General features: G+C 67.7%; 22 protein-coding genes. 5 read left to right on the forward strand and 17 right to left on the reverse strand.

The genetic code is table 11. The annotated features are described in order from the left end of the window. The coding region (locus ACYQ1H_RS08925; protein ID WP_460027694.1) for a hypothetical protein at window positions 1-222 on the reverse strand (222 nt) is incomplete at its 3' end. Window positions 223-652: 430 nt separating this feature from the next. On the opposite strand from ACYQ1H_RS08925, the gene ACYQ1H_RS08930 reads away from it, so the two are divergent. Both ACYQ1H_RS08930 and ACYQ1H_RS08935 read left to right on the forward strand, forming a co-directional pair. After that, window positions 653-1,162 (forward strand): hypothetical protein, encoded by a 510-nt coding sequence (locus tag ACYQ1H_RS08930; protein WP_460027695.1) that lies wholly within the window; start codon window positions 653-655, stop codon window positions 1,160-1,162. 38 nt (window positions 1,163-1,200) lie between these two features. Beyond that, complete coding sequence (locus ACYQ1H_RS08935; RefSeq protein ID WP_460027696.1) at window positions 1,201-1,737, forward strand: helix-turn-helix transcriptional regulator; 537 nt, start codon at window positions 1,201-1,203, stop codon at window positions 1,735-1,737. 53 nt (window positions 1,738-1,790) lie between these two features. On the opposite strand, the gene ACYQ1H_RS08940 is transcribed toward ACYQ1H_RS08935, so the two are convergent. From ACYQ1H_RS08940 to ACYQ1H_RS08965, 6 genes are all read right to left on the reverse strand, one after another. Further along, window positions 1,791-5,528: a PAS domain S-box protein gene (locus ACYQ1H_RS08940; protein WP_460027697.1), complete on the reverse strand. Its 3,738-nt coding sequence runs from the start codon at window positions 5,526-5,528 to the stop codon at window positions 1,791-1,793. A gap of 132 nt (window positions 5,529-5,660) precedes the next feature. Then, a complete protein-coding gene (locus tag ACYQ1H_RS08945; protein WP_460027698.1) occupies window positions 5,661-5,903 on the reverse strand; it encodes a CDGSH iron-sulfur domain-containing protein in 243 nt (80 codons plus the stop codon). Window positions 5,904-5,962: 59 nt separating this feature from the next. After that, window positions 5,963-6,352 carry a hypothetical protein gene (locus ACYQ1H_RS08950; protein ID WP_460027699.1) on the reverse strand — a complete coding sequence of 130 codons (390 nt, stop codon included), beginning with the start codon at window positions 6,350-6,352 and terminating at the stop codon, window positions 5,963-5,965. A 328-nt stretch (window positions 6,353-6,680) separates the two neighbouring features. Then, on the reverse strand, window positions 6,681-7,025 hold the full coding sequence (gene smbP, locus ACYQ1H_RS08955) for a small metal-binding protein SmbP (RefSeq protein WP_460027700.1): 345 nt from the start codon (window positions 7,023-7,025) through the stop codon (window positions 6,681-6,683). A gap of 158 nt (window positions 7,026-7,183) precedes the next feature. Then, window positions 7,184-7,786: a nuclear transport factor 2 family protein gene (locus ACYQ1H_RS08960; protein WP_460027701.1), complete on the reverse strand. Its 603-nt coding sequence runs from the start codon at window positions 7,784-7,786 to the stop codon at window positions 7,184-7,186. An 80-nt stretch (window positions 7,787-7,866) separates the two neighbouring features. Next, entirely contained in the window at window positions 7,867-8,175 is a 309-nt protein-coding gene (locus ACYQ1H_RS08965) for a hypothetical protein (protein WP_460027702.1), read from the reverse strand. Between the two features lie 240 nt (window positions 8,176-8,415). Between ACYQ1H_RS08965 and ACYQ1H_RS08970 the strand changes: the two genes are divergently transcribed. Then, the gene (locus ACYQ1H_RS08970; protein WP_460027703.1) at window positions 8,416-8,931 is read left to right on the forward strand and encodes a hypothetical protein; all 516 of its coding nucleotides are present in this window, start codon (window positions 8,416-8,418) and stop codon (window positions 8,929-8,931) included. A 30-nt stretch (window positions 8,932-8,961) separates the two neighbouring features. On the opposite strand, the gene ACYQ1H_RS08975 is transcribed toward ACYQ1H_RS08970, so the two are convergent. Both ACYQ1H_RS08975 and ACYQ1H_RS08980 read right to left on the reverse strand, forming a co-directional pair. After that, window positions 8,962-10,914, reverse strand: coding sequence for an EAL domain-containing protein (locus ACYQ1H_RS08975; protein WP_460027704.1), 1,953 nt, complete (start codon window positions 10,912-10,914; stop codon window positions 8,962-8,964). A 5-nt stretch (window positions 10,915-10,919) separates the two neighbouring features. Then, a complete protein-coding gene (locus ACYQ1H_RS08980) occupies window positions 10,920-11,657 on the reverse strand; it encodes a transglutaminase-like cysteine peptidase (protein WP_460027705.1) in 738 nt (245 codons plus the stop codon). 158 nt (window positions 11,658-11,815) lie between these two features. On the opposite strand from ACYQ1H_RS08980, the gene zwf reads away from it, so the two are divergent. Together zwf and ACYQ1H_RS08990 are read left to right on the forward strand one after the other, a co-directional pair. After that, window positions 11,816-13,300, forward strand: coding sequence for a glucose-6-phosphate dehydrogenase (gene zwf, locus ACYQ1H_RS08985; RefSeq protein ID WP_460027706.1), 1,485 nt, complete (start codon window positions 11,816-11,818; stop codon window positions 13,298-13,300). A gap of 142 nt (window positions 13,301-13,442) precedes the next feature. Further along, window positions 13,443-13,736: a hypothetical protein gene (locus ACYQ1H_RS08990; RefSeq protein ID WP_460027707.1), complete on the forward strand. Its 294-nt coding sequence runs from the start codon at window positions 13,443-13,445 to the stop codon at window positions 13,734-13,736. 48 nt (window positions 13,737-13,784) lie between these two features. Here the strand turns inward: ACYQ1H_RS08990 and ACYQ1H_RS08995 are convergent, their stop codons facing one another. The 8 genes from ACYQ1H_RS08995 to sdhC form a co-directional block, all read right to left on the reverse strand. Beyond that, window positions 13,785-15,509 (reverse strand): solute carrier family 23 protein, encoded by a 1,725-nt coding sequence (locus ACYQ1H_RS08995; RefSeq protein ID WP_460027708.1) that lies wholly within the window; start codon window positions 15,507-15,509, stop codon window positions 13,785-13,787. Between the two features lie 67 nt (window positions 15,510-15,576). Next, entirely contained in the window at window positions 15,577-16,014 is a 438-nt protein-coding gene (gene trxC, locus ACYQ1H_RS09000; protein WP_460027709.1) for a thioredoxin TrxC, read from the reverse strand. Window positions 16,015-16,092: 78 nt separating this feature from the next. Continuing rightward, window positions 16,093-16,533 carry a protein YgfX gene (locus ACYQ1H_RS09005; RefSeq protein WP_460027710.1) on the reverse strand — a complete coding sequence of 147 codons (441 nt, stop codon included), beginning with the start codon at window positions 16,531-16,533 and terminating at the stop codon, window positions 16,093-16,095. Next, window positions 16,493-16,699 (reverse strand): FAD assembly factor SdhE, encoded by a 207-nt coding sequence (locus ACYQ1H_RS09010; RefSeq protein WP_460027711.1) that lies wholly within the window; start codon window positions 16,697-16,699, stop codon window positions 16,493-16,495. The genes ACYQ1H_RS09005 and ACYQ1H_RS09010 overlap by 41 nt, the downstream gene beginning before the upstream one ends. A 35-nt stretch (window positions 16,700-16,734) precedes the next feature. Further along, on the reverse strand, window positions 16,735-17,520 hold the full coding sequence (locus ACYQ1H_RS09015) for a succinate dehydrogenase iron-sulfur subunit (RefSeq protein WP_460027712.1): 786 nt from the start codon (window positions 17,518-17,520) through the stop codon (window positions 16,735-16,737). Window positions 17,521-17,553: 33 nt separating this feature from the next. After that, window positions 17,554-19,341, reverse strand: coding sequence for a succinate dehydrogenase flavoprotein subunit (sdhA, locus tag ACYQ1H_RS09020; protein ID WP_460027713.1), 1,788 nt, complete (start codon window positions 19,339-19,341; stop codon window positions 17,554-17,556). Next, window positions 19,341-19,721, reverse strand: a complete 381-nt coding sequence (gene sdhD, locus ACYQ1H_RS09025; RefSeq protein ID WP_460027714.1) for a succinate dehydrogenase, hydrophobic membrane anchor protein — start codon at window positions 19,719-19,721, stop codon at window positions 19,341-19,343. The genes sdhA and sdhD overlap by 1 nt, the downstream gene beginning before the upstream one ends. A gap of 5 nt (window positions 19,722-19,726) precedes the next feature. After that, window positions 19,727-20,128 (reverse strand): succinate dehydrogenase, cytochrome b556 subunit, encoded by a 402-nt coding sequence (gene sdhC / locus ACYQ1H_RS09030; protein ID WP_460027715.1) that lies wholly within the window; start codon window positions 20,126-20,128, stop codon window positions 19,727-19,729. Window positions 20,129-20,132: the final 4 nt, after the last annotated feature.

Here is a 20,132-nt window from a genome sequence, read left to right on the forward strand (position 1 = left end):
GTTAACCTTTCTGTGACCGATTCTGGAAACGACCGTGAAGGTGGTCGGCAAAGCCGGTTGCGTGGCATCGCAACGCGCGCCGGGCGCATTGGAATCGCACAGCTTTTTCGAGAATGACACAAGGCGATTGAGGGGCGCCGCGGGTGCGGTTCCCGGGGACAGGCTACCCAACAGGAGGCTGCTGGCGATTATGGCTTTTGCGGCAATGCGGTGGCTTGGCATGAGGTTCTCCTTTGTGTATGGCGGCATGATGATTGCCGTTCTTGGATGGCCCGCCCATGCGGCTGTGGGCGAGCGCTTCCGGCAAACGAATTCCCTGCTGAAATGGCGCGATGATTCTCCTTCGGGGTTACGGACAGGTAATGCGCCGCAGATGGGCGGGCGGGTATGGCGTGTCTGCTGGCGGCGATGCTCCCGTTTCTCCCGCATCCCGGCTTGTCCCCGTGGGCGGCGACCGTGGGGTCGATTGCCGGGCCACAGACCCGCCTGGCATCGGCATTGCCGGGAACGGCGGATGCTTCATGCCACGACCGGATGACGATTCGCTGCGGTCGGCACGGGATCCTTGGCATGGGGTTCGCGGAAATTTCGGCGGCATGGGCCTGGGGCTGGCTCAGTTCTGCGTGTCCCCTATTCTAGACTGTGGTCATTGATGTTCAATGAAGGTTCTTATGCAAAAAGCGGAACCGTTTATGCGGAAAGTGACGTCCCCCGGCATCGCCGTTTCGCGGCCACGGTACCGCGCGGGGAGTCCGTGACGGCGCAGATGAACATCCGCTGGCTCAGCGAACCGGGTAGCGAGCCGATGCTGATCAAGGCAGGCCGGAAGGAACCGCGCAGAACCGAGTTGCCGTTCCGGCAAGGCGAGGGGCACGGCTGGGTCGAAATGCTGGACCTGCCGTTCGGGATTCACCTGTGCCGGGTTGTGCATCATTTCGAGCCGGGGGAGGCGGCAGGCCTGCGGCCGGTGTCGGAAGTGGTGACCGAGTTCAGCGAGCCGGTGCTGTTCGTGCAGACGGCTCGGCAGGGCCGGGGGTACTGCATGACCGCCGGCTGGATGTCTGGCTGGCACACGATCCCGGCGCGTGCGTCTTTCAGCACATGGACCGCATCGATCACCAGCACTGGGCGGATACGTCGACGACAGTGGAGGTGGGGGTGAGGGCGTCCAGGCTGCGGCGTTACCTGGGGCAGCCAACCGTGGGGAACCTGTTGGCGAGCCTGGGCCTGGGCCAGCCCCCGCCGGCCAGCGTGCGCACTGTGCCGAAATACATCACGGCGATACTGCAATCCTGCTTCGCCGATCATCTGGCCGGCAACTTGCGCAAACTGCATGCCCAGGCCAGGGTGCTGGACTTCATCGTGGCGTTGGCCGACCATCTGGCCCGCGATACCGGGCGGGAAGCGCGCAGGATCCGGGTCGTCAGGCGGCTGCGCGAGGAACTGGACCGGCTGGAGGGGGCGGTGCCGTGTCTGGACGCGCTGGCCAGGCGTTATGGCCTGTCGGAGCGGTCGATGAACGCGCTGTTCAGGCAGCAATACGGGCAGTCGATCCATGCCTACGCTACCGGCCAGCGGCTGGAGGCGGCGCATGCGGCCTTGCGGGGCAGCGACACGCGGTTAAAGGTGCTGGCGGCCCGCTTGGGCTATTCCAGCGTCAGTCATTTCAGCAATGCCTTCACCAGGAAGTACGGCTATCGCCCGGGGAGCCTGAGGCGGGAGAAATCCCGCAACTAGGTGCCGACGGGTCGCCGGGACCGGCCGGCCGGGCCGAAGGCATTCTTGCCAGGTCAAAGACGACCGGATCGATAGCGCCCCAGGACAATGGTGAGTTGCTGGATGTCCAGCGGCTTGGTGAGGAAATCGTCCATGCCGGCGGCCAGGGCGGCGTCGCGCTCCTCGGGTAGCACTCCGGCGGTGAGGGCGATGACGGGCAGATGGGTCAGGGCGTCGTGCTGGCGTATGGCGCGGGTCGCCGCCAGGCCGTCCATGACCGGCATCTGGATGTCCATCAGCACCATGTCGAAGGCCTCCGGATTCGCCCGCAGGTGTTCCAGCGCCTCCTCGCCGTTGACGGCCAGCATCACGTCCGCGCCGGTCAGGGCCAGGGCACGCTCGGCCAGCAGGCGATTGGTGCGGTTGTCGTCCACGGCCAGGATCCGCAATCCCCGCAGCTGGCCTTCCGGCGACGGCAGTGCCGGGTGATCGGGCGCGGCGCTTGCCGCCGCGGTCCGGTGGCGGGCAAACGGCAGCTCGAACCAGAAGGTGCTGCCGCGTCCCAGTTCGCTCTCGACACCCAGCTGCCCGCCCATCAGCTCGACCAGCCGCTTGCTGATCGACAGTCCCAGGCCGGTGCCGCCGAAGCGCCGGGTGATGCTGGCGTCGGCCTGGGTGAACGGCTGGAACAGCCGTGCCAGCACCTCGGCGGGAATGCCGATGCCAGTATCGCGGACCTCGAAGCGCAGCCGCGTCTGGCCGGCGTTGTTGTCGAGGGTGACGACAGTCAGGCTGATCGCGCCGCGCTCGGTGAACTTGACGGCATTGCTGGTCAGGTTGATCAGGATCTGCTCCAGTCGCAAGGGGTCGCCTTCCAGGCTGTCGTGGGCGGCGATATCGCCCTGCACCCGCAGCTCCAGTCCCTTGGCCTCGGCCTGCTGGCGCAGCAGCTGCATGACCCGATTCAGCAGCGATGACAGGCTGAAGTGCTGCGAATCGATGCGGAGCTCGCCAGCCTCGATCTTCGAGAAATCGAGGATGTCGTTGATGATGTTGAGCAGAATGTCGCCGGCCTGGCGCATCTTCGTCACCAGCTTGCGCTGCCCGGGCGCCAGGCCGTCCTGCTCGAGGATCTGGGCGAAACCGAGGATCGCATTCATGGGCGTGCGGATCTCATGGCTCATGTGCGCCAGGAACTGGCTCTTGGCGGCGCTGGCGGCGGCCAACTGGGCGGTGCGTTCCTCCACCTTGCGCTCCAGGTTGGCATTGAGGTCGCGGATGGCCTGCTCGGCGCGCTTGCGTTCGGTGATGTCGCTGCTGATGCCTTCCAGGCGCAGCGGGCTGCTCTGCTCGTCGTAGATCACCCGGCCGGTCGAGGCCAGCCAGCGTTCGCTGCCATCGGGCCAGTACAGGCGATATTCCTGCGACAGGTCGGTGCCGCTGGCAATGGCCCGGTCCAGCGCCTGGCGCAGGCGCGTGGCGTCCTCGGGATGGATGCGCGCCCACCATGCCGCGCGGCTGGGCTGCGAGCCGGGCGTGAAACCCGCGAGCGCCAGGGCGGTTGGCGACCATTCGATGACGTCGCTGGACATGTCCCAGTGCCAGGCGCCCAGATGGGCGCCGTCGAGCGCCAGCCGCAGCCGCTCCTCGCTGACCTGCAGCCGCTGCTGGCTGCGGGCCAGTTCGGCGGTCCGCTGCTCGACACGGTTTTCCAGCTCCTGGTTGAGGGTCTGCAAGGCCTTTTCCGCGGCCTTGCGCTGGGTGATGTCGCGGATGAAGGCGCAGTTGTATTCCTCGCCCTGAAAGACGAAGTAGTTGGCGTTGACTTCGACCGGGATCAGCCGTCCTTCCCGGGTTCTGTGCACCGACTCGAAGGTCAGCGAACCCGCCTGCTTGAGGGCCGCCCAGTGCTCTCCCCAGCTGGCGTTGCCGTAGTTGCCGTCGATATCCGGCACCGTCATCCGTTGCAGCTCGTCCAGCCGGTAGCCCAGCAGGCGGCAGCCGGACTGGTTGATATAGGCGATGCTGCTGTCGGGACGTACCCAGCCGATGAGGTCGGAGGCGCTTTCCAGGGCAAACTGGCTGAGCTTCTGTTGCAGGTCCTGGTGCTTGCGCTCGGTGATGTCCTCCGCCACGCCCGCCAGGAGTCTTACCCGACCGTCGGCCTCGACGACCGGATAGCCGCGATCGCGGATCCAGCGGATGCTGCCATCGGGGCGGACGATGCGGTATTCGTGATCGAACGGTTCCGGCTGGGGCCTGGCTAGCACGGCCTCGACGATGGCCCGGTCGTCCGGGTGAATGGCGGTGATCAGGTCTGCCGGATTCCGGCAGACCTGATGCATGGGGCGCTGCCAGATGGTTTCGAAGGCGGGGCTGACGAAGAGCACCCGGGTGAACGGGTAATCGGTCATCCAGAACACCTCGGCAATGGTGTCCATCACCACCTGCAGGGTCTGCTCCCGCTCCCGCAGCGCGTCCTCCATGCGCTTGCGCTCGGTGATGTCACGCAGGATCACGAAACAGCGGTCCGGCGCGAATACCTTGATGTCGATCTCGCTGAGGAAGGTGGCGCCATCCGGGCGGCGATGCTCGCACTCCAGGTGGTGCGAGGCGCCGGGCTGGAAGGATTCGACCGCCGCTGGCAGATTGCCGGGTGCCAGCTGCGGCAGGAGTTCGGGCAGCCGGAGCGACTGCAACGCTGCCTGCGACTGGTCCAGCATCCTGCGCGCGGCGGGGTTGGCATCCAGGAAGCGCTGGTCGCCATCCAGCAGCAGGATGCCGTCCGGGCTCTGTTCGAACAGGGTCTGGAACTGGGCGAGGCTGCGCAGCTTGTCCATTTCCGCGCCCCGCAGGACCGCTAGATGGCGCTTGCTGCGGCATTGCCAGGCCAGCAGGGCGAGGCAGGCCACCAGGGCGACCGCGGTGACCAGCAGGCTGGCGAGGTACAGGGCCTCCCGCCGTCCCTGGGCGTCGACCTCTGCCCGGTCCATCTTCGCGCCCAGTATCCACGATGAATCGGGCACGGGCAGGCTGGCGCTGATCACCGGGATGCCCCGGTAGTCCAGTTCCTTGGCCGCCGCATCCCTTTCGGACGCAGCACCGCTGCCGGCGCTCCCGGTCGCCGGCAGCCGCACGCCGAGCGCCGCGCCGGGCCGGTGCCTGGGGTCATTCAGATACAGCAGCTGGTCGCCGTCGCGGCGGACCAGCAGCGATTCGCCACTCTGGCTGGGCGTCGGCCAGCTGTCGACCAGCGGAAAGAGGTTCCGCCGCGCGTCGATGAGGAAGATGACCGCGCCGACCGGATCCTGGCGATCGAAGACCGGCGCCACCAGGGCCAGATGCGGTTGCGGGTAGGCATCGCTGAGATGAATGTCGGACAGCGTGGCGCGACGATGCTGCCAGGCTTCCCGCACGGCCGCCTCGATTTCTCCGGTCAGCCGGTCGACGGCCGTGGCGCCGGCGCGGAAGTGGATGGAGCCGCCGGTATCGACAACCAGCACGTCATGGTAGCCATGCTGCTGGATCAGCGCCTCGAAATAGCCGCGGAGTTCCTCCAGCAGCCGGTTGTCGCGGGTGCCCTGCAGGCAGTGGCGCAGCTTTTCCATCACCGGCGCGTGCGCGCGCATGACCTCGGCGTCGGCCAGGCGATCGCGGCGCCAGCGCACCAGATGCTCGACCTTCAGGCGCACGATCCCCTGGAGCAGATGCCGGGTTCGGCCGCGCGCCTGGTCGAGATGGGCGTCGAAAATCTCGAACGTGCTCCACGACAGGGCGGCCAGCAGCAGGATCGCGGTCAGTAGCTTGCTCATGTTCCGCCGCAATGGCCTGGAGGCCGCAGGAGTCCGGTAGCAGGAAGGAAAGGGTGCGGACGATGGTCCGTCCCGGGCGAGGCAGGCGCCGAACCGGTCGACGCGGTGTCGCCGCCCGGTTCGTCCATGGGGTCAGAGCGTCTTGTGGGTTCCGTCGCAGAGTGCGCCTTTATGGCTGTGCTTGCAGCCGCAAAACCAGACCTTGCCGGTCTGCTCGGGTACGAACTGGACCGGCGCGAAGGCCGACCCCTTGTGGCTGCCGTCGCAGAAGGGCTGTTTGGCGCTCTTGCCACAGGCGCACCAGTAATAGGTTTTGCCGGCCTCGACGTCGACGGGGCAGGGGGCTTTCTGCGCGATGGTGGGTTCGTCGGTCATGGGATTTTCTCCTTGCTCGGTGGGGATCAAGACGGTTGCCGCCCGGCGGCGGGATCGGCTCAGGGCCGGATGTTCACGTAAATCGGCAGGAAGGCCTCGCAGCCCTCCCGGCTTCTGGCGCGCAGGGTGATGCGAACCCGGCCGGCGGTCGCGATCGGTGATGCCGGCCGAAATTCGATCCGCGTGTCGCCCGAGCGCTGCGGCGTGATGGTGGGCTGTACCTTATCACCATTGACGCGCAGGTCGAGGCTGGCGAGGTCGGTGTTCTCGGACGCGCTGATGCTGAACTCGGTCAGCGCCGTTACCACGGCGTCGTTGGCGGGCGTGGCGCGGAAAAACTGCGGCTCGGGGCAGCTGTCGCCACCGCCACCGCCGCCACCATAGGCGAGCAGGGCGGAGCTGATGCCGCCAAGCAGCAGCGCAAGCGACCAGCAGCGAATCGTTTTCATCGGATGTCCTCCCGGTGAAGTTTGAGGGTGTGATCGGGTCGGCGGTCTGGGCGGCGGCCGTGCCGGATGTCGGCAGCGACTATAGCGCACAAAAAACCCGGCGCGGGGACCGGGTTTTCTGTGACTCGAGAGAGGAGCTTACGAACCCTTCGACTGCCCATGTCGCAACAGGTTCCGTGGTGTGCACCGGAAGTTGCGGCAAATTCCGGGACGCGGCGCTGTTGTTGCCGCGCCATGGGGCGGCATCCCGGAGGATGCGCAACGGCGAACGGAAGCGATGGTTCCCGCTCGCCATTGGGTCGGTGGTGTCGGCGGACGGCCGGTCAGATCAGAACGACTTTTCCGCGGCTTTCAGGTGGGTGGCCGCGGCGTCGGCAGCCTCGCCGGCGATGTCGGCGTGCCCCATCTTGGCATGCTCGATGGCATCGTTGAGGTTCTTGATGCCGGCATCGAGGTGCGCGTTGGGCTTCTCGGCCTGCGCCGCCTCGGCATGGGTCTTCGCCGCGGCGGCGTGCTCGCCAACGGCGGCCGCATCGCCCTTCTTGCCGCTCTCGGCGGCGGCCAGGGCATGCTTGGTGGCCTCGGCCTTGTGGTCTTCGGCCAGGACCTGGGTGGTGCCCAGCAGGCCGGCAATGAAACCGGCGGTCAGCAGGGACAACAGTTGCTTCCTCATGACATTCTCCTGTGCGGTGAGGTGGACATGGCGCCGGTACCACCTGTCGGACCGGCGCTCGGTTATGGCGAGCCGGCAGGGCTCGCACCCCGCGGGCAGCGGTAGGACCCCGGGCGGGCGCAAAGGTTGCCCGGAGGCCGGCCGCCGGCGCGTGGATCTCAACGTCCCAGCAGCACGATCCCGAGCATGGCGAGCACGCCCTTGAGCTTCTGCCAGGGTTTCAGGTCCGGCCGGATGGGATCGACGCCGGGCAACTTCAATCCCCAGGCCAGACGACGCAGCTTCTGCTTGACCGGCGGTTCCAGCTTGCCGTCCGCGGCCAGTTCCATGAACAGGGCCTTGACGTTGCCGAGGTCGAAGAAGTCCTTCTGCCAGGCCCATTGATAATCGCCGCCATAGCGGAACCAGCTGCCGCCCAGGCCGGCCACCTCATAATCACTGCCGTCGTCGCGCTTGACCGGCGCGACCTGCCGCCAGATGCCGATGACCTCGCCGCGCTGTTCGTCGATCAGGATGCTGTCGTAGGGATAGCGCCACTTCTCGAAGCCCTCCATGTGCGCGCCCAGCGCCCATTCCTCGATCTGCCGGCGGCCGCGGGCGACGAACTCGCGGTTGGGGCCCATGTTCCAGCTGTATTCGGCGTCCTCGGCATACATCTGGCCCAGGCTTTTCACCCAGTCGCCGGCACGTTCGGAGTCGCGATTGGCGGCGAGCCAGCGTTCGACCATGGCTTCGAGTTCTTGGCGGGGATAGGCGGGCATGGCGGTTTATCCTGCGGAGACTGAGAGGCGGGCATGTTACACCAGCCGCCGGCGGGTTCCCGCTGTCATCGGCCCCGGGTTTATTGCTTGATGGCGCCGTAGCCCTGTTCCGCTTCCTGCATGATGCGCCGGCCTTCATCGATCAGGCGCCGGCCCTCGGCGATCTGCTGGTTGGCCTGCTCGATGAGCTTCTCGCCCTCCTGCGCCATGCTTTCCCCTTCCTTGTAGCGCTGGCCCAGCTGGGCCATGCCCTGGCTCTCGCGCAGGATCTGCTCGCCGGACAGGGGTTTGGGCGCCTGGGGTGGAGGCAGGGGCTTGTCGCTGGCGCAGCCCGCCAGGAGGGCGGCGAAAGCCAGGCAACAGAGGGGCATGATGGTCGGGTGGCGCATGATGGACTCCTGATTGTGTGTGCCGTTGTCGAAAAGAACAGGGAACGGGACCGGCCCCGCCCCCGCCCCGCCAGGGAAACCCGCTCCGGGGCACCCTGTCGGGCGGGGTGGCCGGCGGGACGGTGTACATTATCCTTCAGCCGGGTGGCGGGCAGGCATGTCGCCGCTCCGGCATGGATGATGTCGCTGGCCTGGCGGCCGGCTTTCACACACGATCCGCAATGCACCAGGAGGCCTGACATGGCGACGCGAGCAGACTTTTCCACCGCCGAATGGCGCACCGTCCGCAATGCGCCGCACTGGGTCGTGGCGGCCGCGACCACCGCCTCCGGCAGCGGTCTGCTCGGGACCCTGAAGGAGACCATCGCCCCGGCCGGTGCCCTGGTCGAGGCGCTCAAGGGCAACAATCCCTTGCTGCGGGCGATCTGCGACCAGGAAGAGATGCGGGCGGCCGTGGAGGAGGTCCGGCAGGACGCGCAGTCGATCGATGCCGGGGAAATGCCGGCGTATCTCCAGCAGCAGGCGGTCGGCAAGAGCCGCGCGGCCTTGGCCATCGTGCAGGCCAGGCGTGGCACCGACGACGCCAAGGCCTACGCCGGATTCCTGATGGATTTGGCGCAGCGCGTGACCCGGGCTGCCAGCGAGGGCGGCATCCTGGGGTTTGGTGGCGAGCGCGTCAGCGAGGGCGAGCGGGTGTTCCTGAGCGAACTGACCGAGGCGCTCGGCTGGCCCGGCGAGCGCACCTTCGCCGCTTGAGTCCGGGCCGACGGCGCGGATGCGGGTCGCTCACGGGAGCCGTGGCTCGCCGATCCAATAACCCTGCAGGCCATCCACGTTGAGCGCCTTCAGCTGGCGTTCTTGCTCCGCCGTTTCCACCGCCTCGGCGATCAGTCGCGCGCCCATGGCATGGGCCAGCCCGGCCAGCGCCTGGATCAGCAGCCCGCTGTCGGGGTCGTCCGGCAGGCTGCGCGTATGGCTGCCGTCCAGTTTCACGTAGGCCGGCTTGAGCGGACGCAGATCGTTGAAGGAGGACAGCCCGAGCACATGATCGACGGCCAGGGCGCTGCCCACTTTCGCCAGTTTCCCGGCGAAGTCGCGGACCTGCCGGGGATGGCGGGTCACGCCTCGCTCCGGCAGCTCGAAAACCAGCTGGCCGGCGATGTTCCGGGCCGCCACGAAGCCGGTCAGCCAGTCGACGAAGTGCGCGTCGGCGATGGCGGCGGGATTGAGGTTGATGGCGATCCGCCCGGGCACAGGCGGCTGCGCCGACGCCAGCCAGTCGGCGGCCAGCTCGACGACCCGCCGGTCCAGGGCCTGGCTCAGGCCGGTTCGCTCGGCCATGAACAGGAAGGCGCCGGCCGGCACCAGGCTGCCATCGGTCTCGCGGGCCCGCAGCAGCACCTCGTGATGCAGCCAGCCGCCCGCCTGGCGGGTATCGGCGACCGGTTGCAGGGTGATGCAGAGCGCATGTTCCACCAGATAACGCTGTATCCGCTGGCGCCATGCCTGCGCGCCGGCGCTGCCTTGTGGTGCCATCGGGGCCGCTTCGTGGGCCCAGGCGAAGGCATCGGCGCCGCCTTGCTGCGCGGCGCGCAGCGCCTGATCCGCCCGTCCCAGGATGATGCCGGCCGGTTCGCCGGGATGGCAGAGGGTCAGGCCGATGTCGGCGAGGTGCCGACCGGGCGCGGCGCCATGCTCCGTTGCCGGCCGCAGCCCGTGGAGGATGCGCTGTGCCAGTTCAGTCACCGCTGGCCGCCCGGTTTCGTTCACCAGGACGGCAAAGTCGGCGCCACCCAGGCGGCACAGCAAGCGGGCAACCGGGCCGCAGGTCGCGCCCAGCACCTCGGCCGTCCGGCGCAGCAGGGCATCGCCGGCGGCATAGCCGTGTTCGTCGTTGTAGGCCTTGAAGTCGCGCCAGGCCAGCAGCAGGAGGCTGCCGCCGGCGAACTCGTCGGGCGAGCGCAGCAGGTGGTCAAGCTGCTGGTCGAACTGGCGGCGATTGCCGAGGCCGGTGACCGGGTCGATGTAATTGTCGTGCTGGAGTCTTTCGATCAGCGCGGCCTGGGCCCTGAACAGGTGGCCGACGCGCCGCGACAGGTGGTTCATGGCATGCACGACGCGCCGCAGTTCCCGGGTTCCGGGCAATTTTTCCTGCACCGGGTACTGGCGGCGGGCAATGGCCAGCGCCTGTTTTTCGACGGCCCGCAGGGGTTTCAGCAACAGCCGCAGCAGCCCGCCGCCCACCGCGAAGCCGACCAGGGTACAGGCCAGAAACCATGCCAGGGTACCGCTGGCATCGCGCCAGAGCTGCTGGTAGGCGTAGCCCGGATGGCTGGCCACCTGCAGGGTGCCGATCTGGCTCCAGCCCCTCATGACCTGCGCCTCGGCCGTCGGCGTCTCCAGCGGGAATCCGCGCACGAACCAGTCCGGCACCCGATCGATGACGAGCGGGGCCAGCCGCTCGTAGAGGGTGCGCCCGGCGGTATCCTGCACCCGGATGATGCGGTAGTCGCCGCGATCGAACACCGCGTCCACCATCGATTGCAGCGTGGCCTGATCCTGCTTGGCCAGCTGCGTGGAGACGGAAAGGCCCAGCGACGTGGCGGTATCCTGCGCCGTCGAGGCCAGCTGCAGGTTGAGGTAGGCGCGGGTGTTGTTCAGGCTGATGGCGAACGAGCCGATGAATACCAGCAGCAGGAGCGCGCCCAGGAGCAGGTAGAGCTGTCGCGACAGGGTCATAGGTCTTACTTGGATGGATTCCCCGACCTGACCGGCGTCATCGCCGCGACCGGCCGGGAGAGTCGTAGCAGCAAATCTTGCCATAGTCCCACCCGGTCGGCGTCGCCGGCGCGCTTGCCCTGTCCCCGTTCGCGGGCCAGCCATAGGCCGGAACCGTTGAAGCTGTAGACCGGCGCCAGGTCGTTGCGCTCGCTGGCCGGACGGATGGCGTCGGCGAGGTTGTCGAGCACCAGTGGCATGGCCTCGGGCGTGTCGTAGTAGGTCACGACCATATGCGGCTGGTTCAGCGTCAGGGCCTTGACGTAGGTCATGCGCAGCTTGGCCTCGTCGACGCCCATGGCCTTGAGGGTGAAGTATTTGGCGATGGCGAAATCCTCGCAGTCGCCGCCACCCGAGGTCAGGAACTCCAGCGGCGTGGCCCAGTAGTCGGCCTGGCGCCAGTGGCGGAGGTCGTCGATGAAGACCAGCTCGTTGAAGAAGTCGTTGACGGCCAGCAGCTTTTTTCCCTCGTCCCACGCCTGGCCGGCGGTCATCAGTGTCCGCCAGCGTTCGACACGCTGGCGCGTCTCGGTTCCGTGCCGCTGCTCGATCCAGGCCAGCAATTCGGCGCTGATTTCCAGGCTGAAGCTCCAGGCGAACAGCGGAAAGGCGAGGGCGACGGCCAGGAGTCCGCCCAGCCGCCAGCGGCGCTGCCGGCGGGACAGCGGCATCTTCGGGCAACGAGACGTTAAATGTCGCCACATGCGGGTTAATATGGGGCTGACGGACGGGATCGGGTGATGTTTGCTGCCGGGCATTCTACCGGGGCCGGCGCGAACGGCTTCCGGCTTGCGACGGGCTGTGCCGTTGCCGTGTTCCGTCCGTCCGGTGCTGCCTGTCGCCATCATCCGAGGATCCCCACATGTCCCTGCACGAAACCCGCGAGATCGCTCCCTGCCATTTCGTCATCTTTGGCGCCACCGGCAACCTGGCCAAGATCAAGCTGCTGCCGGCACTCTACCACCTGGACGTGTCCGGCCACCTGCCGCCGGAGATGACGGTCGTGGCGCTGGGGCGGCGGCCCTGGACCGACGAGCAATGGCAGGAGAATCTGCTCGAATCGATCCGCGCGGCGGTCGGCGGGCATCTCAACAGCCGCGTATACGAGCGGTTCGCCAGACGCTTCCGCTATCTCTCGGGCGAGGTGCAGGATCCGGCCTTCTACCAGAAGCTGGCCGAGATGACATGCAATCAGGATGCCTGCGCCAATACGGTGTTCTACCTGTCGATCAAGCCTTCCGATTTCGGCACCGTGATCGGCCGCCTGGACGAGGCCGGTCTGAACAAGCCGCGCGGCCGTCACCGGATCGTCGTCGAGAAGCCCTTCGGCGAGGACATCGAGAGCGCGCGGCTGCTGAACCGGGTCCTGCACGAGCATTTCGACGAGGAACAGGTGTTCCGCATCGATCACTACCTGGGCAAGGAAACGGTGCAGAACCTCCTGGTGTTCCGTTTCGCCAACACGCTGGTCGAGCCGCTCTGGAACCGCAACTTCATCGATCACGTGCAGATCACGGTGGCGGAGGATGTCGGCATCGAGACCCGGGCCGACTACTACGAGCGGGCCGGTGCGCTGCGCGACATGCTGCAGAACCACCTGCTGCAGCTGCTGACCCTGGTGGCGATGGAGCCGCCGCCGGCGCTGGAGGCCGATGCCCTGCGCGACGAGAAGGTCAAGGTGCTGCGCTCGATCCGGCCGATTCCCAAGCAGGCGCTGCATGCCCATGCCTTTCGCGCCCAGTACGGGCCGGGCGTGGTCAACGGCGTCTCGGTGCCCGGCTATCAGGACGAGGCCGGCGTCGAACGCAACTCGGTGACCGAAACCTATGTCGCCGCCAAGTTCTATGTCGACAACTGGCGCTGGCGCGGAGTGCCCTTCTACCTGCGCACCGGCAAGCGGCTGGCGAAGTCGCAATCGATGATCGCCATCCGCTTCCGCCATCCGCCGCAGCAGCTGTTCCGCGAGACGCCGCTGGAGTTCCTGGAGCCGAACTGGATCCTGCTGTCCCTGCAACCCTCGGAAAGCATGCATGTGGAGATCCATTCCAAGCAGCCCGGTCTCGGCATGCAGACCCATACCGTGCAGCTGAACGCCTCCTATCGCCATGGCCACGAGGTCAAGCTGGATGCCTACCAGACCCTGCTGCTCGACATCATGGAGGGCGATCGCACGCTCTTCATCCGCTTCGACGAGGTGGAATGGGCCTGGCGGGTGGTCGATCCGATCCTCAAGCACTGGGCCACGCAGCGGGAGTTCATCCACACCTACCCGGCGGGTTCCTGGGGCCTGGCGGAGGCCAACCGCCTGTTCGACAAGGAGGAACAGTACTGGCGCAACGAACTGTGAGCGTTGCCGCCGCGGCGCGGCACCCCGGGGTACGGGCGGCCCTGGCTAGCCGAACGGGCGGGTTCGTCCCGCGGGAGGCCGGCAGCCGGGTGGCAAGTCCCGTCCCATCCGGGCCATCGTCAGGGGACAGGACCTGTCAGGGATGCGGAGCACGCTTCTGTATCGCCTCGCCTTCACGTTCGCGGCACTGACCGCCGCGCTGCTCGGCGTCTTTTTCCTCGTCGGCATCGGTGACGGCTCGGTGTCGGCATTCAATATCGAACTCTGGCTGTTCCTGCTCGCCGGTATGGCGGCCATCCTCGCGATCGGCCATGCGCTTCGCGCCCGTGGCCGGAGCGGTGCCGCCATCGCCGTGCTGGCCATCGCTGCCGTTCCCGGCCTGGCTTACGGGCTGTTCGTCCTGCTCCTCATCGTCATGCAGCCATCCTGGCATTAGGCCCGTCGGCGGCTGGATGGCCAGGGTCCGGCCGGCGGGCGGACTGCCTCAGTCGTTGAACACCAGCCGCAGCTCGCATTGATCGCCGGTCGCACGGATGTCCACGCGGTCGGCCAGCCGGCGCAGCATGTAGCCCGCCATCTGCAATACGGCGAGGTCGCTTTCCAGCAGTTCCTCGTGGGCCGGCGGGTGCATGGCCAGGGGCACCGCGGCGCCATGGTAGTGCAGCACGACGGTGAAATAGAACTCGTTGAACACGGTCTCCAGCTCGATCTGCTTGGTGGCGCTGTCCTCGCTCTGCACCAGTCCGTGTTCCGTGAGGATCTCGAAGGCCTGCCAGGTGGCGTACTCGGAGCGGCGGACGACATCGCCCCGCGCGCCCCAGCTTTTGCCCTGACGCTCCAGGAATTCGGCCACCTCGGCGATCGAGCTGTGCGCGGCATCGAAGGTCCGCCGCCGGCGGGTGTGATCGCCGAGCCGGAACACTGCCGACAGCAGCACGGCCGCCATCACCCCGAATCCCACGCCCGAGAACAGCATGGGCTTGAGGACCTCGGGCGCGTTCTTCATGAAGACCTCGCGCAGCGGCTCATAGCTGATGCCCAGCAGCAGGCCGACGCCGATGGTCAGGATCTTGCGATTGTCGAGCAGGCGCGAGGCGATGATCTGCAAGCCGGCCATGGTCGTGAAGCAGGCCAGGAAGATCATCGCCGAGCCCATGACCGACTCCGGCAGCAGTTCCCAGAACAGGATCGCCTTGGGCATGAAGGCCAGCAGCGTCATGATCGCCGCCAGCCAGTAGGCAAGGTAGCGGCTGGTGCAGCCGGTGGCGGCCGCCAGGCTGACGGCGCCGCCGCTAGAGGTGATCGGCACGCCGTTGAGCACGGCGGCGACGACATTGGTCAGCCCTTCGGCCACCACGCCCTGCCGGACCAGCGGCATGTCGGGCCGTTTCCAGTCGGCGTCGTTGAAGCGCTGCGCGGCGGTGATGCCGCCGAAGCCATGCAGGGCCAGAAACAGCCCGGTGAGGACCACCGGCGCGATGGTCTCGATTTCCAGGCGCCAGCCGATGCCCAGTGGCCGGGGTGCCAGAAACAGCGGGGTTTTCGCCAGCAGTTCCCAGGATGCGGCCGGAATGGTCTCCAGCCACAGGCTGGCGGCGACACCGACGCTGAGACCGATGAAGGCCGAGAACAGCCGCAGATACCCCGCGGACCAGACATTGCAGGCGATCATGGTGCCCAGCGTCAGGCAGCAGATCCAGAGGTCGTTGCCGGTGGCTATCCTGCCCGGGTGTGGCTCCATGATCAGCTTGAGCCCGTTGTGCCCCAGGCCCAGGCCGATCAGCATGACCGCCACGCCGGCCACCTGGATGTTGAAGATGCCGCGCAGCCGGGAAAACATGTGGCCGAAGACGATCTGGCTCAGGCCGATCACGCTGACCGCGCCGAAGATCGCCTCGATGCCGCCGATGATCTTGGCCATGGCCAGGGCGCCGAAGGTGGACGAGGTCGCCTGCAGCGGGCAGAAGTAGCCTGAGCCGATGCCCCAGCGGCCCCAGGATTGCAGCACCACGCCGATACCGGAGGCCAGCAGGGTGCCGGAAATCAGCTGCAGGGTCTGCTCATGGCTCAGGTTCAGGGTATGGGCGAACAGCGGCGATACCACCAGATAGACCGCCAGGAAGGACATCTGCTGCATCGCCAGGATCAGGGCGATCTGCAACGGTGGCTTGTCGTCCAGCCAGTACTGGATGTTGTCGGGCTTGCGCATGCGGGGCTATCCGGCGATGTTGGCGGGGGGGGGGGAAGCCGGCCCTCCCGTAGGGCCGGCCGGTGGCTCATGGCAGGTGTTGCCGCACCCAGCGGACGATGTCCTCGGCGCCCAGGGCGCCGGACTGGCGGGCGATTTCCCGGCCACTGCGGAACAGCACCAGGGTCGGGATGCTGCGGATCCGGAACTCCCCGCCGATGTCGGGTTCCGCCTCGGTATCGAGCTTCGCCAGGCGCACCTGCGGCTCCAGCCGCCTGGTCGCCTCGGCAAAATGCGGGGCCATCACCTTGCAGGGCCCGCACCAGGGCGCCCAGAAGTCGACCAGCACGGGGATGTCGTTGCGGCCGATCTGGCGGGCGAAACCGGCCTGCGTCAGTTCCACGGGCTGGCCGCTGAACAGCGGGGCGCGGCACTGTCCGCATCTCGGCTGCTGGTCGAGCCGGCTGGCCGGCAGGCGGTTGACGGCGTGACAGGCCGGGCATACGAGATGGAGGGCATCGCTCATGGTCGAGGATCCTGAAGTGGCGGATGGCCATCAGTGTCGGGTTTTCCGGCGCCCGGGGCAACCCGGGCAGGCCACCGTTCAATCCCCGGCGGTCCCGGTGGATTGGTATCCCCGCACCTTGAGATGGACGCGCAGGCGCCGGAACGACTCGGGGTCCACCGCGTCGCGCCAGATGGGCACGGCCAGCCGGCACCGGTCGGTCGACCGCAGATGCAGGATGACCAGCCAGGGCGTGACCACGGTGCCAGGTTCCAGTTGCGCCATCAGGGTCTGGCCGGGCAGCACGATTTCCCACTCAGCCTCCGCCGTCAGGGTCAGGCCGCGCACCCTTGCCGGCTGTCGCCCCTGACGGTGGAGACTGAACAGGATGCCAACCGCGCCGAACGCCTGCGCCGACAGCGGCAGCGGCGTCATCAGGCAGGCCAGGATCGCCAGGCCATGGGTCAGCCGCAGCAGCACCCGCAGTGTCGGTGACGCCTCAGGGATGAGGTGCAGCGGTGCGGCGGATCTTGTCGACAAGCTCGGTCAGCCGGGCTTCCGCAGGCGCCGCCTGTTCGAACAGGTAGCGCCACAGGTCCTCGTCGGGGTGCTCCAGCAGGGCCTCGAAGGCAGCCTGCTCCGCCTGGCCGGCGCGGTCATAGGCGGTATCCAGGTAGCGCGTCAGCAGCAGATCCAGCTCGCGCATGCCGCGCCGGCAGCGCCACCGCAGCCGCCCGGGACTCATTCGCCGCGCGGCCGGCGCACCATCAGGGACTTGATTTCGGCGATGGCCCTGGCGGGATTCAGGGACTTGGGGCAGGTATCGGTGCAGTTCATGATGGTGTGGCAACGATACAGCCTGAAAGCGTCCTCCAGGCTATCCAGCCGGTCCTGCGTGGCCTGGTCGCGGCTGTCGCGCAGCCAGCGGTGGGCCTGCAGCAGCACCGCCGGGCCGAGATAGCGGTCGCCGTTCCACCAGTAGCTGGGACAGCTGGTCGAGCAGCAGGCGCACAGGATGCACTCCACCAGCCCGTCGAGCTGCGCCCGCTCGGCATGCGATTGCAGGCGCTCCCGGTCGCCGGGCGGCGACGCGTTCTTGAGCCAAGGTTCGATGGCGGCATACTGCCGGTACACCTGCGACAGGTCCGGCACCAGGTCCTTGATCACCGGCAGGTGGGGCAGGGGGTAGACCTTGACCACCGGGCGGCAATCGGCGATGGCCTGGGTGCAGGCCAGGGTGTTGCGACCATCGATGTTCATGGCGCAGGAACCGCACACGCCCTCGCGGCAGGAGCGGCGGAAGGCGAGGCTGCTGTCGGTCTGGCTCTTGATGCCGAGCAGGGCGTCCAGCACCATGGGGCCGCAGCGGTCGAGATCGACCGTGAAACGGTCCACCCGCGGGTTGCCGCCGCTGTCGGGATCGTAGCGGTAAACCTCGAAGCGCCGCGTCCGCGTGGCGCCGGCCGGGGCTGGGTGATCCTGGCCCTTGACGACCTTCGCGTGCGCAGGGAGGGTGAACTGCACCATGGGTATGGCCTTGTTGCGTGGGCGTTGACAGGATCAGTAGACCCGTTTGGCCGGTGGCACCGCGGCCACCTCCGGGGTCAGGGTATGCAGATGCACCGGCCGGTAATCGATGCGCAGCCGCCGGCGCGGGTCCAGCCAGGCCAGGGTGTGCTTCAGCCAGTTGTCGTCGTCGCGTCCGGGAAAATCCTCCCGGGCATGCGCGCCGCGGCTTTCCTGGCGGTTGAGGGCGCTGGCCACGGTGACCAGGGATTGCTGCAGCAGGTTCTCCAGTTCCAGGGTTTCGACCAGGTCGGTGTTCCAGATCAGCGAACGGTCGCTGACGCGCACCGCGTCGAAGCGCTGGGCGATCCCGGCCAGTTGCAGCAGGCCCTCCTGCAACACCTGGCCGTTGCGGAACACGCTGGCATGGCCCTGCATGGCGCGCTGCATGGCCAGGCGGATGTCGGCGGTCGGTTCCTGGCCACTGGCATGGCGCAGGCGATCGAAGCGATCCAGGCAGGCGGATTCGGCTTCCTGGGCGAGTGCCGGATGTGGCTGGCCCGGGCGAATCAGCTCGGCGCAGCGGTGGGCCGCGGCGCGGCCGAACACGACCAGGTCCAGCAGCGAATTCGAGCCCAGCCGGTTGGCGCCATGCACCGAGACGCAGGCGGCCTCGCCGATGGCCATGAGGCCCGGCACCACCGACTCGGGGTCGCCGTCGCGCAGGGTGACCACTTCGCCATGGCAATTGGTGGGAATGCCGCCCATGTTGTAGTGCACGGTCGGCAGGACCGGCATCGGCGCGCGGTGCACGTCGATGCCGGCAAAGACGCGGGCAGTCTCGGCGATGCCCGGCAGGCGCTCGTCGATGATGGCGGGATCGACCTGCTCCAGGTGCAGGAGCACATGGTCCTTGTGCGGCCCGCAGCCACGCCCTTCGCGAATCTCGATGGTGATGGCGCGGCTGACGACATCGCGCGAGGCCAGGTCGCGGGCATGCGGCGCATAGCGCGCCATGAAGCGTTCGCCATCGGCATTGGTGAGATAGCCGCCCTCGCCGCGCACACCCTCGGTGATCAGGCAGCCGGCGCCGTAGATCCCGGTCGGGTGGAACTGCACGAACTCCATGTCCTGCAGTGGCAGTCCGGCCCGTAGCGCCATGGCGTTGCCGTCGCCGGTGCAGGTGTGCGCCGAGGTGCAGGAAAAGTAGGCGCGGCCATAGCCGCCGGTGGCGAGGATGACCTGATGGGCGCGGAAGCGGTGCAGGCTGCCATCCTCCAGGCACCAGGCGAGCACGCCGTGGCATTCGCCCGATTCCATGAGCAGGTCGAGGGTGACGTACTCGACGAAGAATTCCACCCGGCGCTTGAGTGACTGCTGGTAAAGCGTGTGCAGGATGGCGTGGCCGGTCTGGTCGGCCGCGGCGCAGGTGCGCTGCGCCGCGCCCTGGCCATAGTGCGTGGTCATGCCGCCGAAGGCGCGCTGGTAGATCTTGCCCTCGGCCGTGCGCGAGAACGGCACGCCGTAATGTTCCAGTTCGACGATGGCGGGAATGGCTTCGCGGCACATGTATTCGATGGCGTCCTGGTCGCCCAGCCAGTCGGACCCCTTGATGGTGTCGTACATGTGCCAGCGCCAGTCATCCTCGCCCATGTTGCCGAGCGCGGCGCTGATGCCACCCTGGGCGGCCACCGTGTGGCTGCGGGTGGGGAACACCTTGGTGACACAGGCGGTCCTGAGCCCCCGTTCGGCCAGGCCCAGCGCGGCCCGCAGCCCGGCCCCGCCGGCGCCGACGACCACGACATCGTAGTGGTGCTCGATCGGATCGTAGGCCCTGGGCATCAGCCTGTCCCGGCCCGTACGTAGAGGGCGGCGGCCGACACCAGCAGCACGGCCAGCAGCAGCAGGCGGATGGCGCCGAGTCCGAGCCGCTTGACCAGCGGCCCATGCACGTAATCGTCCAGGATGCAGCGCAGGCCGAGATGCGCATGCAGCAATGTCAGCGCCAGGAAGGCCAGCAGCGGTCCGTAGTGCATGGGCCTGGTCATCCAGATCCCGAGCGTGGCGGCATCGCAGGCGGGCAGGGCGGCCAGGTTGAGGGCAAGCCAGACCGTCAGCGGCAGCAGCAGCAGGGCGGTCAGGCGCTCACCGAGCCATTCCCGGGTGGCGGGATGCGGCCAGCGGCGCTGGCCTCGGGCGAACGGCGGGGCGGCGGCACGCATGATGCTCATCCACCCGGCAGGCTGTGCAGCCGGGCGAACAGGAACAGCCCGCCCGTCAGCGCCAGGGAAGCGGCGATTTCCAGGATGTTGTGCGTCAGCAGGCCCTGCCGCTCCAGGCCGAAGCCCAGATCCCACAGCAGATGGCGGATGCCATGGCAGACATGAAACATCAGCGCATACAGCCAGGCCCACCAGACGACCTGTGCCGGTCCCGTGCGCAACAGTGCCAGCAGCGCATCGAGCCGTTCCGGCCACCAGGCGGCGGCGGCGAGGCCGGCCGGTATCGCCAGCAGCCCCAGCGACAGCAGTACGCCGGTGATGCGGTGGCTGATGGACAGCAGGGCGGTCAGCGGCAGTCGGTAGACCTGCAGGTGTGGCGACAGCGGGCGATTCGGTAGGCTGGCCATCAGG

The organism is Methyloparacoccus murrellii (genome assembly GCF_054657115.1).